At 60.7% G+C, this 15,604-nt stretch carries 16 protein-coding genes and 1 pseudogene; 8 read left to right on the top strand and 9 right to left on the bottom strand.

Going from position 1 to position 15,604, the window contains the following annotated elements; all coding sequences use genetic code 11:
- Window positions 1–22: 22 nt before the first annotated feature.
- Both FHT79_RS28290 and FHT79_RS28285 read right to left on the bottom strand, forming a co-directional pair.
- Window positions 23–1,120: an NADH:flavin oxidoreductase/NADH oxidase gene (locus FHT79_RS28290; protein ID WP_063476607.1), complete on the bottom strand. Its 1,098-nt coding sequence runs from the start codon at window positions 1,118–1,120 to the stop codon at window positions 23–25.
- 94 nt (window positions 1,121–1,214) lie between these two features.
- A complete protein-coding gene (locus FHT79_RS28285; protein WP_063476606.1) occupies window positions 1,215–2,012 on the bottom strand; it encodes an SDR family oxidoreductase in 798 nt (265 codons plus the stop codon).
- Window positions 2,013–2,101: 89 nt separating this feature from the next.
- Here FHT79_RS28285 and FHT79_RS28280 point away from each other — a divergent pair, with 89 nt between their 5' ends.
- Window positions 2,102–2,641 carry a helix-turn-helix domain-containing protein gene (locus FHT79_RS28280; protein ID WP_063476605.1) on the top strand — a complete coding sequence of 180 codons (540 nt, stop codon included), beginning with the start codon at window positions 2,102–2,104 and terminating at the stop codon, window positions 2,639–2,641.
- Between the two features lie 25 nt (window positions 2,642–2,666).
- Here the strand turns inward: FHT79_RS28280 and FHT79_RS28275 are convergent, their stop codons facing one another.
- The 3 genes from FHT79_RS28275 to FHT79_RS28265 all read right to left on the bottom strand — a co-directional run bounded on the left by FHT79_RS28275 (window position 2,667) and on the right by FHT79_RS28265 (window position 4,081).
- Window positions 2,667–3,140, bottom strand: coding sequence for a DUF6644 family protein (locus tag FHT79_RS28275; RefSeq protein WP_183904572.1), 474 nt, complete (start codon window positions 3,138–3,140; stop codon window positions 2,667–2,669).
- Window positions 3,141–3,157: 17 nt separating this feature from the next.
- Window positions 3,158–3,544 (bottom strand): DUF6152 family protein, encoded by a 387-nt coding sequence (locus FHT79_RS28270; protein ID WP_025554871.1) that lies wholly within the window; start codon window positions 3,542–3,544, stop codon window positions 3,158–3,160.
- Window positions 3,545–3,634: 90 nt separating this feature from the next.
- Complete coding sequence (locus FHT79_RS28265; protein WP_183904571.1) at window positions 3,635–4,081, bottom strand: Rrf2 family transcriptional regulator; 447 nt, start codon at window positions 4,079–4,081, stop codon at window positions 3,635–3,637.
- Window positions 4,082–4,501: 420 nt separating this feature from the next.
- Here FHT79_RS28265 and FHT79_RS28260 point away from each other — a divergent pair, with 420 nt between their 5' ends.
- From FHT79_RS28260 to FHT79_RS28240, 5 genes and pseudogenes are all read left to right on the top strand, one after another.
- Complete coding sequence (locus FHT79_RS28260) at window positions 4,502–5,260, top strand: phosphoadenylyl-sulfate reductase (protein ID WP_047614167.1); 759 nt, start codon at window positions 4,502–4,504, stop codon at window positions 5,258–5,260.
- Window positions 5,261–5,415: 155 nt separating this feature from the next.
- Window positions 5,416–6,369: a sulfate adenylyltransferase subunit CysD gene (gene cysD / locus FHT79_RS28255; protein WP_047614166.1), complete on the top strand. Its 954-nt coding sequence runs from the start codon at window positions 5,416–5,418 to the stop codon at window positions 6,367–6,369.
- A gap of 1 nt (window position 6,370) precedes the next feature.
- Window positions 6,371–7,867 carry a sulfate adenylyltransferase subunit CysN gene (cysN, locus tag FHT79_RS28250; protein WP_168333899.1) on the top strand — a complete coding sequence of 499 codons (1,497 nt, stop codon included), beginning with the start codon at window positions 6,371–6,373 and terminating at the stop codon, window positions 7,865–7,867.
- 368 nt (window positions 7,868–8,235) lie between these two features.
- A complete protein-coding gene (locus FHT79_RS28245; protein WP_063476602.1) occupies window positions 8,236–8,877 on the top strand; it encodes a peroxiredoxin-like family protein in 642 nt (213 codons plus the stop codon).
- A gap of 7 nt (window positions 8,878–8,884) precedes the next feature.
- Window positions 8,885–9,034: pseudogene (locus FHT79_RS28240) on the top strand (sulfate adenylyltransferase subunit CysN); the annotation flags it as partial.
- A gap of 86 nt (window positions 9,035–9,120) precedes the next feature.
- Here the strand turns inward: FHT79_RS28240 and FHT79_RS28235 are convergent.
- On the bottom strand, window positions 9,121–9,618 hold the full coding sequence (locus tag FHT79_RS28235; RefSeq protein WP_183904570.1) for a hypothetical protein: 498 nt from the start codon (window positions 9,616–9,618) through the stop codon (window positions 9,121–9,123).
- A gap of 360 nt (window positions 9,619–9,978) precedes the next feature.
- Window positions 9,979–10,845: a LysR family transcriptional regulator gene (locus FHT79_RS28230; protein WP_183904569.1), complete on the bottom strand. Its 867-nt coding sequence runs from the start codon at window positions 10,843–10,845 to the stop codon at window positions 9,979–9,981.
- Between the two features lie 67 nt (window positions 10,846–10,912).
- Here FHT79_RS28230 and FHT79_RS28225 point away from each other — a divergent pair, with 67 nt between their 5' ends.
- Window positions 10,913–11,884 carry a quinone oxidoreductase gene (locus tag FHT79_RS28225; protein WP_183904599.1) on the top strand — a complete coding sequence of 324 codons (972 nt, stop codon included), beginning with the start codon at window positions 10,913–10,915 and terminating at the stop codon, window positions 11,882–11,884.
- Between the two features lie 265 nt (window positions 11,885–12,149).
- A complete protein-coding gene (locus FHT79_RS28220) occupies window positions 12,150–13,103 on the top strand; it encodes an NmrA/HSCARG family protein (RefSeq protein ID WP_097595775.1) in 954 nt (317 codons plus the stop codon).
- Between the two features lie 60 nt (window positions 13,104–13,163).
- Here FHT79_RS28220 and FHT79_RS28215 read toward each other — a convergent pair whose 3' ends face one another.
- Both FHT79_RS28215 and FHT79_RS28210 read right to left on the bottom strand, forming a co-directional pair.
- Window positions 13,164–14,084, bottom strand: coding sequence for a LysR family transcriptional regulator (locus FHT79_RS28215; RefSeq protein WP_183904568.1), 921 nt, complete (start codon window positions 14,082–14,084; stop codon window positions 13,164–13,166).
- 108 nt (window positions 14,085–14,192) lie between these two features.
- Entirely contained in the window at window positions 14,193–15,230 is a 1,038-nt protein-coding gene (locus FHT79_RS28210; protein WP_048338313.1) for a LacI family DNA-binding transcriptional regulator, read from the bottom strand.
- Between the last annotated feature and the right edge of the window lie 374 nt (window positions 15,231–15,604).

The raw sequence follows: 15,604 nt of genomic DNA, 5'->3' as shown, positions 1-15,604 counted from the left end.
CGAGTCCGAGAGCCCCGATCACTCAGGCAGTGCGGTAGGCGGCGAGCCAATGTGCGTAGGGGGCAGGCAATGTCCAGGACGGACGCTCGACACCGAGCTTGCGCGCGGCCGCGTAGGGCCAATGCGGATCGGCGAGCATCGCCTTGCCGACCATCACCAGGTCGAGCTGTCCGCTTCGGATGAGCTCGTCCGCTTGCTCCGGCTGAGTGATGTTCCAACTCGCCGCACCGGGCAGGGCTGCCGCCTTCCGGACCCGATCGGCGTAAGGCGCGATGAACCCCGGGCCCCAGGGAATATTGGCGGCGGGGGTCGAGAAACCGAGGCTGACGTCAATGAAGTCGAGGCCGGCCACTTTGAATTTTCCGACGAGTTCTATCGCGTCCTGCAGGGTTTCCTCGTCACGGCCATCAAACTCGATGACGCCGAAGCGAGCCGTCAGCGGACGATCCTCGGGCCAGACCTCACGAACGGCCGCCAGCGTCTCCAAGAGGAAGCGTCCGCGGTTATCGGCGCTGCCGCCATATTCGTCGTCACGCTGGTTTGAATGCGACGAGAAGAAGCTTTGGCCGAGGTAGCCATGCGCAAAATGCAGCACGAGCCAGCGGAATCCGATGTCACGCGCGCGGATCGCCGCAGCGACAAAGTCGCCACGGACGCGATCGATGTCGGCCTTCGTCATGGCGCGCGGCACCTTCTTTAAGCCGCCGCCGAATGCGATGGCGGATGGTGCGATGGTGTCCCAGCCGCGGGGATCGCCGTCGGCGATATGATCGTCACCTTCCCAAGGACGGTTTGCACTGCCCTTGCGGCCGGCATGGCCGATCTGGATCCCCGCGACCGCGCCGGCCTTTTCGATACCGGCGACGATCGGCGCAAATGCCTCTGCCTGGTCATCATTCCAAAGACCGGTGCAGCCCGGCGTGATCCGGCCCTCCGGGGAGACGGCGGTGGCTTCGACGTTGACGAGGCCGGCGCCGCCGCGCGCCAAGCTTGTGAGATGGACGCTGTGCCAGTCGTTGGGAAGGCCATCGATCGCGGAATATTGGCACATGGGGGAAATTGCGATCCGGTTTCGGAGCGTCACGCCTTTCAGCGTGTATTGGTCGAATAAGCTGGGCAAGGGGATCTCCTTAAGATGAATATCGATCTCCCGCACGGCTCCTCCGACGCCGGCCGGCGCAGGCGTTACTCCGTGCGGTCGATCCCTCAGATACTTAGACGGCGCGGTAACGGGGCGCAGGTTCACCGGTCTGCGTCGCGGCGAAGAGCGCGGATCGGGCTTCGTCGAACTTATCCCATAGAGTGGCGTCGGCAACGGATGGCAGCGTAATGTCTTCGCCCTTGTCGAAACCGGCCAGGGCCGCATCGACCAGGTTTTCGGATGTCATAACCGTCGCCTGGTTGAGCGATGCCAGCGGCACGCCTGACAAATCCCAGAGTTCGGTCGCCGTGGCTGCCGGCATGACGAGTTGCAGACGGACATTGGTCTCAGCCAGTTCCTGCTGCAGGCCCCGGCTGAAATTCATCACATAGCCCTTGGTGCCGCTGTAGATCGCGCTGATGGGCAGGGCGTGGAAGGACAGGACGGAAGCGACATTGATGATCGCGCCGTCGTTGCGGTCGAGGAATGCGGGCAGAATGGCACGCGTCAGGCGCGAGAGCGCGGTGACGTTGAGTGCGATCATCGCTGCCGCGTCTTCCTCCGAGGTCTGGGCCACCGGAGCCAGCGTTGAGTTGCCGGCGTTATTGACGAGGAGCGTGATCGCCGAATTCGCCTTCAGCATATTTTCGACACGGGTCACGTCGGCATCTTTCGTGAGGTCTGCTTCCACGACCTCGACTGTCGTGCCGTGGGCAGCGTCCAGTTTGGCCGAGAGCGCCTTCAGACGATCGGCGCGCCGGGCTACGAGGATGAGGTCATAGCCCCGTTCGGCAAGGCGTTGGGCGTACACAGCGCCGATGCCGGCAGAGGCGCCGGTGACGACGGCAACAGGCTTAAGCGATACAGACATGTCAAATTCCTATTTGGTTGAGTGCTCAAGTTTAAGTATGGCTAGATCTGACCCTTGTCAATGGCTGAGTGCTCAACTATTTTGGCGAGATGGGTAAGAAACTTTCGATTGGCAATCTTGGAGAGGAACTGCGTGGGGGCAGGCTGAGCCCGCCCGAACTCCTGTCCGAACTTGTGTGCACAAACACCGCTCTTCGACGCGCGTCACGGCGACTAGGCCAGCTCTATGACGATGCGGTAGCGCCAACCGGCCTGAAGGCCACCCAGGTCGGGCTTCTGACCCAGATAGCTGCGTTGCGCGAAGGCGGCCATCAATGGCCTACCCTGCAATCCCTGGCCGAGCGCCTCGCCGTCAGCATCTCCGCGTTGACCCACGCACTTCGCCCGCTGGTCCGGGACGGACTGGTCGGGCTCATGCCGGACGAACACGATGGCCGCACGAAGCATGCGACGCTGACGACGTCTGGTGAGCATCGTCTGCACGAGGCCTTGGTCTTGTGGGCTGACGCTAACCAACGCGTTGAGGTGGTCCTGGGTCGTTCCGCTTCTGCGCTTCGCGCGCTGGCCGATGATGTCGCTTCTCCGGAGTTCCTGGAAGCTTACGAGGCGCGGCGCGTGCTGAGAGGCTGACCCCCGCCCTTGTCGCCGAATCGCATCAGAGAAATCCGATCCAGCGTCCCGCCACAAGTGCGGCGATCCATGTCACCGCCGACAGAGCCGCCGAAACCTTTATGGCAGGGCGCAGAATGCCGGCCGTGATTGCCGTTCGCCAACCCTGCCCAGTATGCACCACGAGCACGTTGAGTAATCCGAAGGCAATCAGCCCGAGCTTGGCGAGGAAGGCGGGATTGCCGGCATATTCGACCGCCCGGACGCTGAACAGGCAGAAGCCGGTGACAAGAGCCGCGGCAAGGCCGATGCCGGCGCAGCGGGAGAGAAACAGCGCAACGATCTCGACCGGCACCCTGCGGAAGAAGCCGGCGAGCCTGAGATCAAGCGGCAGGATGGCGCCGACGAGAAGGCCAATCGCCAGGATATGGGCGGCGTTGACGAACATGTAGAGCGTTCCGGAGCGCCGGAGCGCGACCGCAGGTGCCGTGGCTGACAGCCATTCGAGAATGTCGATCACAGCTCGGTTGGCCCGGGTCAGTTCGTCTTGATGCGGTCGGGATAGATATCGTAGCGCTTCTCGCCGATGGTGAGGCGCACCGCCTTCAGCCGCTTCTCCTTTGGATCCTGCGAACGGTTTCCAAGCGCCACGACCTTATCGCCGGGCTTGGCGACACCTTCGACGAAGCCGGAGCGTTCCGTCTGGCGCGGATTGCCGAGCTCGACCAGCCAGACGCCGTCATTGGCGGTGGCGACGTCAAGGGTCGGATGCGGCCCGCCCATGGAGATCTTCTCGATGGTGCCGGCAAGCTCGATCTGATCCGCCTCGGCCCAGGACCAGCCATGATGGGCAATGGCGCCGGTGGCGAAAGCCGTCGACAGCATGGCCGCAGCGATGATGCGCTGTGCTGAGATTCTGAACATGATGTCCTCCCTACCCTATGGGAGGCAGGTGGAGCATGCCGGCTGGAAGAAAAGGGATTTCACCAAATCTTGAAGAAAGATGCGCGATCTTCAGGCCAGCAGCCGAGTGACTTCGGCGCTGTGTTTTGGAGCGACGGCATCGGCGATGGTCGTCGAGAACAGCACCTTGCGGGTGGCGTCGGCGACCTTGGCGAAGACGTGGCGGATCTGGCAGTTCTGTTCGCCGTCGCAATCGTCGCACTGGCGATAGGCGGTGATCGAGAGACAGGGAAGCGGGGCGATCGGGCCGTCGATGATGCGCAGGATCTCACCGAAAGTGATCGTGTGGGCGGGCTTGAGGAGGAGATAGCCGCCCTGCTTGCCGCGGCGGCTGGCGACGACGCCGTGATGTTTCAGGTCGAGCAGGATCTGTTCGAGAAACTTCTTCGGGATCTTCTGCTGCGCCGCGATATCGGAAATCATCACCGGTTCTCCGACATCGGCGTCAGCCAAGACCGTGAGCGCCCGCAGCGCATATTTCGCCTTTTGCGTAATCATTTTTGACCATCGACACACACAGGCAGCGCGAATTTCCGCACTGCTACGGAAGTACTTTCACCTCTATGGCACAACCAGCATGAACCGAATTTGAACGCGCTGGAGAAAGCCTTGAGAGACAAGCGTTTTGGCCTTGTTTTTTGCTCTCGGCCAAGCTCTCTTAATCTATGCCAAAACCGCGCCTTCCGCACCATTTTCGGCATCACTTCAGATTTCGGATTGACAGGCTGCGTGTAACTCTACTATTTCTATAGACATTCAAGCTGCCGATGTGGATTTTCATCCGCATGCGGCTGCTTTTCTGCATCGCGGCAGCTTCGGAGAGATATTTGCTCCTCCGGCCGCAGCTTTCGAAATCCCTTTTTCTGTCCGATCCCCGTATGAACTGCGATACTCCCGTCAACGAAGGACAGGATTCTCATGACTGCTATCAATCCAATTTTGGAAGAAGGGCCGATTGCGGAAGCCAAGGCGCTGAATGACAGGCTGGCGGGCCTCGACCTTGCCGGACGTCTGTCGCTGGTCTCCGGCCTCGGCGGCCGCGTGGTGTTCACGACGTCACTCGGCATCGAGGACCAGGTGATCACCGCCGAGATCGGCACGCACCGCCTGCCGATCGATGTCGCGACGCTGCAGACCGGCCGGCTGTTTCCCGAAACGCTGGCGCTGATCGACGAGACCGAAAACCAGTACGACATCCGCATCCACCGCTTCGAGCCGGAGAAGGCCGATATTGACGCCTATGCGGCGCAATACGGCCTCAACGGTTTCTACGAGAGCGTCGAAGCCCGGCATGCCTGTTGCGGCGTGCGCAAGCTGAAGCCGCTTGCCCGCGCGCTGGAGGGTGCTGCGATCTGGATCACCGGCCTGCGCCGCGGCCAATCGGCCAACCGCGCGGAAACGCCCTTTGCCGAGTATGATGCCGAACGCCACCTGTTGAAGGTCAATCCGCTCGCCGATTGGGACCTGGAGGCGATCAAGGCCTTCGTTTCCGCAAACGGCGTGCCGGTCAATCCGCTGCATCAGCGCGGCTATCCCTCGATCGGCTGCGAGCCCTGCACGCGGGCGATCAAGCCCGGCGAGCCGGAACGTGCCGGCCGGTGGTGGTGGGAGCAGGACGAAACGCGCGAATGCGGCCTGCATGTCGCCGAAGAGGCCGCGGCGATCGCCGCACAGTAAATCACCCCACGGCTTTCCCAAAAATCAAGGCGCGGCGACCGCCGCAGCCTTGGGAAAGCCAACATTCCCAGGGAAAGCAACATTCTTGGGGAAGCCACATCAAGGAATTGTTTGCGGTGAGCCGCAAACGACCGACCGACAGTCTGGAGTAAGACATGCCCGATAGCCGTCTCGATACGGAACTCAGCAATCCCCAGAGCGCCAAGGCGCCGCTCGACCCGCATCTGAAGGCGCTGGAAAACGAATCCATCCATATCTTCCGCGAGGTTGCAGCCGAATTCGAGCGTCCCGTCATGCTCTATTCGATCGGCAAGGATTCCTCGGTGCTGCTGCATCTGGCGCGCAAGGCCTTCTATCCCGGCCGCGTGCCTTTCCCGCTGCTGCATGTGAACACCGGCTGGAAGTTCAGGGAGATGATCGCCTTCCGCGACGAGACCGCGAAGAAATACGATCTCGATCTGATCGAGCACATCAATCCGCGCGGTGCTGCCGAAAACATCACGCCCTTTACCCATGGATCGGCGGCCTTCACCGACATCATGAAGACCGAAGGCCTGCGCCAGGCGCTCGATGCCGGCCAGTTCGACGCCGCTTTCGGCGGCGCGCGGCGCGACGAGGAAGCCAGCCGCGCCAAGGAGCGCATCTATTCCTTCCGCACGCCCGACCATCGCTGGGATCCGCGCAACCAGCGGCCGGAACTCTGGAACATCTATAACGGCATGATCCGCAAGGGCGAGAGCGTGCGCGCCTTCCCGCTGTCGAACTGGACCGAAGTCGATATCTGGCGCTACATCCAGGCCGAGGACATTCCGCTGGTGCCGCTCTACTACGCCAAGAAGCGTCCGTTCGTGGAGCGCGACGGCATGATGATCCTCGCCGAAGACCCGCGCCTGGAGCTGCTGCCCGGCGAGGTCCGCCAGGAAGGCATGATTCGTTTCCGCACCCTCGGCGACTTCCCGCTGACCGGCGCCATCCGCTCCCAGGCCACCACCCTCGAAGAGGTGATCGCCGAACTCGAAATTGCAACTGTGTCCGAACGCCAGGGCCGCGCCATCGATCGCGACCAGTCCGGCTCCATGGAAAAGAAGAAGCGTGAAGGATATTTCTGAGATGACCGCAGCCCAAACCGCCGTCTCGGCCGCCACCGTCGTCAACCTGCCCGCCGCCGAGCAGCAGAAAGCTCTGCGCGACTCGCGCCCGCTGCGCCTGATCACCTGCGGCAGCGTCGATGACGGCAAGTCGACCCTGATCGGCCGCCTGCTCTGGGACACCAAGGCGGTCAAGGAAGACCAGGCCGCCACCCTGCAGCGCGATTCCACCGGCAAGCAGAACGATCTCGGCCTGCCCGATTTCGCGCTGCTGCTCGACGGCCTGCAGGCCGAACGCGAACAGGGCATTACCATCGATGTCGCCTATCGCTATTTCTCGACCGACAAGCGCTCCTTCATCGTCGCCGATACGCCCGGCCACGAGCAGTATACCCGCAACATGGCGACCGGCGCCTCGACCGCCGATCTCGCCATCCTGCTGGTCGACGCGCGTTTCGGCATTCTCGAGCAGACGCGCCGCCACGCGACGATCGCCTCGCTGCTCGGGATCAAGCAGTTCGTGCTCGCCGTCAACAAGATCGACCTGACGGGCTACGACCGCGCCGGCTTCGACAAGATCAGCCACGAATTCCGGGAATTTGCCCTGTCGCTCGGCGTCAAGCAGATCACCGCCATTCCGATGTCTGCGCTGAAGGGCGAAAACGTCGTCTATCCCGGCCAGGCCGCCATGCCCTGGTATACCGGCCCGACGCTGGTGGAGACCCTGGAGCTTGCGACCGTGCGCTCGTCGCAGACGGTCGGCTTCCGTCTTTCCGTGCAGCGCGTCTCGCGTCCCGGCGAAAGCTTCCGCGGCTATCAGGGCACGGTTGCCGGCGGCTCGGTCAAACCAGGCGACAGCGTCATGATCCTGCCGTCGGGCATGGTCGCCAACGTCTCCAAGATCGTCACCTTCGATCTCGTGCGCAATGCCGCCGTTGCCGGCGACGCGATCACGCTGGTGCTCGACCGCCAGGTGGATGTGGCGCGCGGCGACATGATCGTCTCGATCGACGCCCAGCCGCAGGTCGGCCTTGCCTTCGACGCGCAGATCGTCGCACTCCAGCCCGAGGGCATCGAGCCCGGCAAGCGCTACTGGCTGAAGAGCGGCAGCCGCCGCCAGCGTGTGCAGGTGCAGCCGCTCAGCCAGCTGGAGCTGAAGACCGGCAGCTGGAACGCCGCCCAGCGGCTCTACATGAACGCCATCGGCAAGGTCCGGCTCGTCTTCGACGAAGCGGCGATCTTCGATCCTTATGAGCAGAACCGGCTTTCCGGTTCCTTCATCCTGATCGATCCGGAGACCAACAATACGGTCGCCGGCGGCATGGTGACCGGCAAGCGCACCGAACTCGGCGGCCTCCACAATGGCGAAGCCCGCGTCATCCTCTCGCTTCCGGCCGATCTTGCCGAGCAGATCATGGCAAGCGAACTCTTCGCCAGCCGCAGCCATGAGGCCGAGGTACGGCGCATGACGGCCGCCGAAGCGGCCGATCTCTGGTCGAGCGCCGCAAGCGATATCTGATGAGGGATAGGGGCCAGCAAGACTGGCCCCTTACCGAGGCCGAATCCTCTGGCTGCGGCTGGCGGACTCCCTGCCGAACGGCCAACAACCGATCAGAACCTGAGACTTTGCGATAGGGGCTTCCCCAGCTCAATTTTCTGTGTCGGCCTCTACGGCCGCTAAAAAAATCAGAGTTTGCAGAAAACGGACTTTTCCAATTCACGATTCGCTGTTTTCCGCTTGCCCGCGGGCCAATGTGGGGCCATTCTTAGATCGGATCCAGGCGGTGCGGTAAGACGAGAGGTCAGGCCTTGCAGCGCTCAATCTCGACCTCGATGCACTAACTCGGCGCCTTTTCTCGACTGATCCCCGAGCGAGGAGGTTGTCCAATGTCCACGAGCCATGTCGACCATCCGCTACAACCGGGCGACCGGGTCCCGAACGTTGTGTTTGATGCGATCTCGAGCGAGGGGAAGATCGCACTTGATGATTTTCGTGGCCGCAGCCCATTGCTGATCGGTTTGTTTCGGGGCCTGCATTGCCCGTTCTGCCGGCGCCATGTCGCGGCCATGGCATATCTCAACCCGATGCTGCGTGAAAAAGGCGTCCAATCCCTGGCGGTGGTAAACACCCCGGTCGAACGCGCGCGGCTCTATTTCCGCTACCATCCGATACCCGATCTTCTTGCCGCTTCCGACCCGATAAGGGCTTCGCACCAAGCCTTCGGCCTACGCGAGGTCGGGATCGACACGGTCATGGCAATACGGATCGACCTGCCGGGCGAGTTGCCCGAACCTATGAGCGTGATGGCAATGGACGAATTCATCAACGAGAAGGAAGGATATCAAATTACGGAAGCCGATCAGCAGATGATGACTGCCGACCACGGGCAGCTTGTCGGTCAGTTCCTCATCGACCGGGAGGGCATCGTACGCTGGAGCTTCACTGAAGTCCTGGAGGCTGGGCTCCAGACATTCAAGGCACTGAATTCCCAGGAATTGATGTCGGCAGCTTCCCAAGTCGTGCATTGACAACGATCTGGAGCTGAAGACCGGCAGCTGGAACGCCGCCCAGCGGCTCTACATGAACGCCATCGGCAAAGTCCGGCTCGTCTTCGACGAAGCGGCGATCATCGACCCCTATGAGCAGAACCGCAATTCCAGCTCCTTCATCCTGATCGACCCGGACCAACAACACGGTCGCCGGCATCTCTTCCGGGGTAATGGGTGGTGCCCTGCGCCGTTCGCTTCAAGCGTTGGAAACGCCCGGTTCCATCAACGCGTCATGGCACGAATCGCCGATGCTCCCAGGTTTGGACCGGCAGTTTTGCCGTTGTTCGACTTATCCACGTCGATGACCTTCCTCACCTTCTGCGATAACTCTTCGAGCGTCGCCATCACTCGGTTGACCTGCGACAGCGCGGCGGCCGGATCGTATCTTGTGACCAGATATTCCCTGTTGGAGGACAGCGTCGCCAAGTGTTCCTCCGTTCGCTTTCGGAAGATTAAACCCGCTTCCTTCGCCCATCGCGATCGCTCGCCAATGTCGTGGTGAAGGCCGCGGATCACCTTAGGGTCACGCCCTTTGGCGAGCAGAAACGCATTCAGGTAGAGCTCGATCGAGTGGAGGGCCAGAAACCGGCGCGGAGCGTGCGACAGCGATTTGCCCCGAGGGGAGCATTCCCCAAGCAAAGTCGCGGCCGTTCGGTAATACGATGCCAGTTCCAGAATATCATGAGCGCTTGCTTCATGCCCAGGGTATACTGCATCCAAGACAAGAACCTCCCATTGGTTCCAACGTATGGATGCAGATTGGCAGGATGCAGATCGGAGTCAATATTGCCAAAAGGGGTTAGGCCGGGCTGTCCGAGCGAGTTAAATAGGTCTGGACACTTTTCAAGAAAACCTAATGATTTTGCGTTATCATCTGGTGTCCAGGCACACCGTAACCTATTGATAAAACGGCGTATGTGCTCCGGCAGTATCACGGTAGCTGCTCAGCACCCGCCCCCGTCCTTCGAGGCTTCGCCCCTTGGCCCCCGCACCTCGGGATGAGGGCTGATCGTGGTGCCGTGAGACCGTAGGAGGGCAGCCATCGCTTCTGGCGCTTTGCGACCCAGCCAACTGACCTGACTATTTCCCGAGAGCGGTTTTCAGCGCATCGACGACGACGCGGACGGAGGGGACATCTTTGATGTCAGAATGGACAACCAGCCAGACCTCTCGTGTCAAAGCCTGTTCGTTCTCAATGCGCTGGAGACCGCTGAACTCCGGGACGGCGAAATCGGGGAGCATGACGACACCGGCGCCCAGTCTTGCGGTTGCGGCCTGAAACTCCAGAACGGACGACCTGACGGCGATCGGCCGGCCGGCGGCCAGTTCGATCAGCCGCAATTGTTGCGGCGAGGCGTTCATGGTTTCGTCGTAACCGATGAAGGTCCAGTCCGACGGTGGAACCGTTTCGAGATAGGTCTGTGATGCGTAGAGATGGAAACTTGTCTCGCCGAGCTTGACGATGGCGTAATCGCCGTCCTCGGGGCGCGACATGCGCACGGCGATATCCGCCTCTCGTCTGTTCAGGGACGCCATGCGCTTTTCTCCGACGAGCGTGATCTGAACACCCGGATGGTCTCGCCTGACGGCCGCGATCGGCTTTGCCAGGAGTACGCTTGAGAGAGCGGGAGGCGCGCTGATCCTCACATGGCCATGCAATTCCGTGGCGCTGCTGCGACCAAGCTGCTCGATTGTCGCAGTCTGTACCGCGACAAGAGCTGCGTGCCTGGCGACCTGCTCTCCGTCCGAGGTCAAAATGATGCGCCGTCCGCGGCGGTCTACGAGCTTGCGCCCCAGGCTGGCTTCCAGCGACGAAACCCGCCGACTGATCGTGGCATGCTCGACGCCGAGCTGCTTTGCGGCGCCAAGCAACGTTCCCGACTGCGCGAGCGCCAGGAAATGCCGAAGGTCGTCCCAATCGATCTTTGTGAATTCTCTCCCAATCATTGTGAAACAATAGGGAATTTTCACACATCAGGCCACCGGTTAATTTGTGCCCATGAAGGAGGACGAGATGACTGACCAAATCATATGGCTGGACGCCCCCGGTGACGTCACCCAGTTCCGCGTTGAGCATCACCGTTGTCAGCCTCCCGGTGATGGCGAGATAAAAATCCGTCATCAGGCGATCGGAACCAACTTTCTCGACGTCTATCACCGCAAGGGCATCTACCCCATGCCCTCCTACCCCGCGGTGATCGGTGCCGAGGCGGCAGGCATCGTCGACGATGTCGGTCCTGGCGTCTCCATCTTCCAAAAAGGTGACCGCGTTGCCTATGCAGGGCCTCCGGTTGGCGCCTATCGCTCTACCAGGAATATTGCTGCTGAAAGGGCGATAAAACTTCCTGATGCCGTTTCAGCGAAAACGGCAGCGAGTTCGCTGCTCAAAGGCATGACCGCCTACATGCTGTTGAAAAAGACCTACAATGTGCGCGCAGGCACTCAGGTTCTGATCCATGCGGCTGCGGGTGGGCTTGGGAGCATCCTCGTTCGCTGGGCGAGATCGCTCGATGCCACCGTGATCGGGACGGTCAGCTCTTTGGAAAAGGCCGCACTCGCCGCATCTTATGGGGCCGATCACCTTATTGTTGGACGAGGCGCCGATATCGTCGCCGAGGTGAAGCGGCTCACGAACGGACTTGGCGTCGACGTCGCCTATGACGGGATCGGCGGCGACACACTTCTCAAAAGCATACGCTCTGTCCGGCCATTCGGCATGGCCGTCACCATCGGTCAGGCCGCCGGTGCTATTCCACCGGTGCCTGTCGAGGAACTTCGCCCGGGCAAGGCGCTCTGCCATCCGAGCATCATGGCCTGGTGCACCGACGTCGGACAATATCGCGAGGCTGCTCTGGCTGCCGTCGGGGCGATGGAAACAGGGATCGTTTCGCAGATCGGTGCTGAGTATCGTTTGGCCGATGTTGCCAAGGCGCACGAAGAGATGGAATCGGGACGCTCGGCGGGCAGTATTCTGCTGATACCTTGATTGCTCAGAGAAAGAGCGCCGGCAGAGTCTATGGATCGCTGTCGGCGCTTCCGTCCTCGGGGCGGGTTTCGACGACGCTTGGACGGCACCATTTATCCATAAAATGGCATTATGTTATGTATTTCAGATATCTACAGCCATAGAACCTGTTGAGATAGGGTGCCCGCCATTGAGGTGGGCTCTCGGCACAGGCCGACCGCCCTCCCGCAAAATGACGCCTTGCACCGCAGTCGGCGTCAAATGACAGGGAAAGGTTTGAAGCTCTATGTCCGCACATGAAAAGCCACTTATCGCGATTGCCGGCGCAACGAGCAAACAGGGGCGCAGCGTCGCCGCGACACTCCTTCAGAGCCAACGTTTCCGGGTGCGTGCTTTGACCCGGAAAAAGGATTCGCCCGAAGCGTTACGTCTGGAGGAAGGCGGCGCCGAAATCGTAGCCGTCCCTCTCGAACTTGGCCGTCAAAAGGACCTCGTCGCTGCCTTCGAAGGCGCCGATGGCGCATTTCTGATGACGCCGCCGATCGCCCCGCCAGCAACCATCGAGGCCGCTCTCGGCCGGCAACTGGCGGATGCCGCCGTCGAGGCCGGCGTCGGGCATATTGTTTTCAGCACGCTTGAGGATGTCGACAAGATTACCGGTGGGACGAAGTATGCGCCGCATTTTACCGACAAAGCGCGCGTCGCAGATTATATTCGCGGCCTGCAGATCTCTCATTCCTTCGTCATGCTGGCATTCTTCTACACGAATCTTCTCGAATATTACGTGCCTCGCCTGGAGGGTGATACGCTGCTCCTGCCGGTTTATCTGCCTGAAGATTTCCGAGCGCCCTTTGTCGATCCGCTGACGGCGACCGGGCCGGTCGTCCTCGAAATTTTCTCAAACCCCGAGCGCTATAACTGCAAAACGCTGCCGATCGTTGGCGACATCATTTCTCCGCGCGAGATGGTCGAAACCTTTCAGCGCGTGACCGGCCTCAAGGCCGAATATCGAAACGCTTTCACCCGGGATGGCCTGCTGCACTATTTTCCAGAGTTTGCGGCCAACGAACTTCTCGTTCGAGAGCTTCTGGGAATGGTCGAATATGCTGTCGAATATGGCTATTTCGGCAAGGCGCACGACCTCGATTGGAACCGTCGCCTGAACCCCGAAACGCTCAACTGGGAACAATATCTCAGGACGACGGGGTGGCGTGGCGATAAGCGATCCTTCGGACTTTGAGGCATGTCGCGCAAAGCTGTGCAGCGGTTTTGCGATAACGACATCTTTAAAAACAAAGACTTACGATGGCCTGATTCCCGGCAATTTGGAAACCTCGGCGACAAGAAAGTCGACGAGAAGCCGGACACGGGCAATGGCCGCACGCTCCGGAACGATCAGCAAGCTAAGAGGAATCGGCGAAGGACGATAGTCGCCAAGCACGACCTCGAGCCTGCCGTCATCCAGAAGATCGTGGACCAGCCAGAGATGTGTAGGACCGATGCCGCGTCCAGCGGCAAGGGCTTCGCGCGCCGCAAGCCCGTGATCGACGCGCAGCTTCCCACTGACCGGGATTATCAGGCTCGTGCCATCGGGAGAGGAAAGAACGACCCGATCGCTCCCCGCCACATTGGACATCACGACGGTTTCGTAGCGTGACAGATCGGCAGGGTGCTGCGGCCGTCCGTGAACGGACAAATAAGTCGGAGCGCCCACCAGCAGCCGATGGCTTTCTCCGAGCGCATGAAGTTTCATCGCGCTGTCCGCGAGAGGTCCAAGACGAAGTGCCACGTCAACACCTTCGCGAACCAGGTCGATGCGCTCGTCCGTCAGGTTGAGGTCGACTCTGATGTCCGGATGCTTGTCCTGGAATTCAAAGATGAGGCGCGTGACGTGCATCACACCGAGCGCAGCCGTACAAGAAAGTCGAACAGCACCGGCAGGCGCCTGACGGGCATCTCTCGCTTCTTCAGCGGCCTGTTCGACCAGGCGCAGTATCTGAAGGCAGTTCGCATAATAGCGACTACCTTCGTCCGTAAGGGTCACGCGACGCGTGGTTCGGCTGAGAAGCGGGACGCCAACAGCCTCCTCAAGTTCATTGAGGTGTCGCGTCACGGTGGATTGACCGATACCTAGCTCTCTTGCGACCATCGACAGGTTGCCGCGTTCGGCGACGCGAACAAATGTGCGCATTCTGTCGAGAGACAGTCCTGTGTTATCCATTTTTCAGCACAGTGATCATCATTCCCTCCGTATAGGGACTAATCCGATCTGTGCCTAGTTCGAGCCTACGACAGGTTCGTCGCATTTCATTCGGCAGATCGGACCGGCTTAGCGCGTCGAGCCGCGCGGGATGATCGAGAAGCCGCAGTTGACCTTGTCTTCGCCTGGCGGTTCGTCGCGGATGGCGCGCAGCAGCATGTCGGCGACGCGATAGCCGATATCGTAACGCGGTAAGTGCACCGTCGTCAGCGTCGGCTCGGTGAAGGAAGAGAATTCCAAATCGTTGAAACCGCAGATGCCGACATCCTCCGGCACGCGGATACCGCGCGCTTTGCATTCGATGAGGACGCCAAGCGCCAGTTCGTCGCTCTGGGCAAAGGCGGCATCAATATCGGGCACGCGCTGCAACAGCCGGGAAAACAACTCCCTGCCGAGGCCGATGCGGCTTGCCGCATCCCCGCCGATGACGAGATCCGGGTTGAAACGCCCGGCTTCCCGCATCGCAGCCTCATAACCCTGTATGCGGCGGCGCGAGCGGACATCCCCGCCGCGGCCGATGAAGCCGATCCTTTCATAGCCCCTCGACAACAGGAAGCGGGTGGGTTCGGCGCCGGCGGCATGATGATCGAGGCCGACGACCAGCTTTTCCGGCTCCTGGCTGAGATCGGTGATATGGGCGATCGGACAGGCAGCATTGCCGATCAGCGGCAGAAGATCACTATAGGATTCGGCGCCGGCAATGATCACCCCGGCCGGCTTCTGTGTCAGGAAGGATTTCAGCAGGCCGGCCTCGCCCTTGGCATGGTGCAGCGTACTGGAATATTGAACGGTGAACTCGGCGTCGCGGAAGCGAGTCTCGATACCGATCATCAGGTCGGCGAAGCCGTATTGGTGCAAAGCGGGCGTGATCACACCGACGACGCCGTTGTGGCGGCCGGCGAGCGCGCGAGCGGCGAGATTGGGGATATAACCCATCTCGCTCACCGTACGCAGGATGGTCTCGCGCAGATCCTCCGAGACGATTTCAGGATTGCGAAGCGCGCGCGAAATGGTGATGGGGCTGACCCCCACCTTTTTCGCCACATCGCTCAACTTTACATGCGCGCCGCGCCTGGCCTTCCGCCCCGGCCCCACTGACTTGCCCATCATCCCTCATATGCTGCACGCGAGACTCACCTGCCTTCGATTCGCGATTTTCACTTTCTGAAGAAGAAATAATTTAGAGTCTACTAACATTTTGTATGAGCAACAGGTTCCGGGGAAACAACGTCCAGAAACAGCAGCAGGATTGTCCGTCGGCAAATTACGGGTCCATGCGGCGATCGGATCACCGCAGCCTGGAATAAGTCCATTTATTTTCAAATGAAAATGTCGCGGAGGATACTCGGGCGCGGCAAAACCGGCCGGAATTTCCGGAAGCGTCAGCCAGCCCGAAAGCATTGGGGACGAAGATTAAATCCCCGTCATATCTTACAAATCGGCAATATAAACATGATCAATATTTAATTTGTAAATCCGCT

This window comes from Rhizobium sp. BK212, from assembly GCF_014197475.1.
In the GTDB taxonomy this organism is placed as follows: domain Bacteria; phylum Pseudomonadota; class Alphaproteobacteria; order Rhizobiales; family Rhizobiaceae; genus Rhizobium; species Rhizobium anhuiense.
This window is presented reverse-complemented; position numbering and strand designations above follow the sequence as displayed.

Bases quoted from the DNA above. Each gene is read 5' to 3' on its own strand.
- FHT79_RS28285 (WP_063476606.1), bottom strand. From the start codon at position 2,012: ATGTCTGTATCGCTTAAGCCTGTTGCCGTCGTCACCGGCGCCTCTGCC.
- FHT79_RS28280 (WP_063476605.1), top strand. From the start codon at position 2,102: ATGGGTAAGAAACTTTCGATTGGCAATCTTGGAGAGGAACTGCGTGGG.
- FHT79_RS28270 (WP_025554871.1), bottom strand. From the start codon at position 3,544: ATGTTCAGAATCTCAGCACAGCGCATCATCGCTGCGGCCATGCTGTCG.
- FHT79_RS28265 (WP_183904571.1), bottom strand. From the start codon at position 4,081: ATGATTACGCAAAAGGCGAAATATGCGCTGCGGGCGCTCACGGTCTTG.
- FHT79_RS28260 (WP_047614167.1), top strand. From the start codon at position 4,502: ATGACTGCTATCAATCCAATTTTGGAAGAAGGGCCGATTGCGGAAGCC.
- cysD (WP_047614166.1), top strand. From the start codon at position 5,416: ATGCCCGATAGCCGTCTCGATACGGAACTCAGCAATCCCCAGAGCGCC.
- cysN (WP_168333899.1), top strand. From the start codon at position 6,371: ATGACCGCAGCCCAAACCGCCGTCTCGGCCGCCACCGTCGTCAACCTG.
- FHT79_RS28245 (WP_063476602.1), top strand. From the start codon at position 8,236: ATGTCCACGAGCCATGTCGACCATCCGCTACAACCGGGCGACCGGGTC.
- FHT79_RS28230 (WP_183904569.1), bottom strand. From the start codon at position 10,845: ATGATTGGGAGAGAATTCACAAAGATCGATTGGGACGACCTTCGGCAT.
- FHT79_RS28225 (WP_183904599.1), top strand. From the start codon at position 10,913: ATGACTGACCAAATCATATGGCTGGACGCCCCCGGTGACGTCACCCAG.
- FHT79_RS28220 (WP_097595775.1), top strand. From the start codon at position 12,150: ATGTCCGCACATGAAAAGCCACTTATCGCGATTGCCGGCGCAACGAGC.
- FHT79_RS28215 (WP_183904568.1), bottom strand. From the start codon at position 14,084: ATGGATAACACAGGACTGTCTCTCGACAGAATGCGCACATTTGTTCGC.
- FHT79_RS28210 (WP_048338313.1), bottom strand. From the start codon at position 15,230: ATGGGCAAGTCAGTGGGGCCGGGGCGGAAGGCCAGGCGCGGCGCGCAT.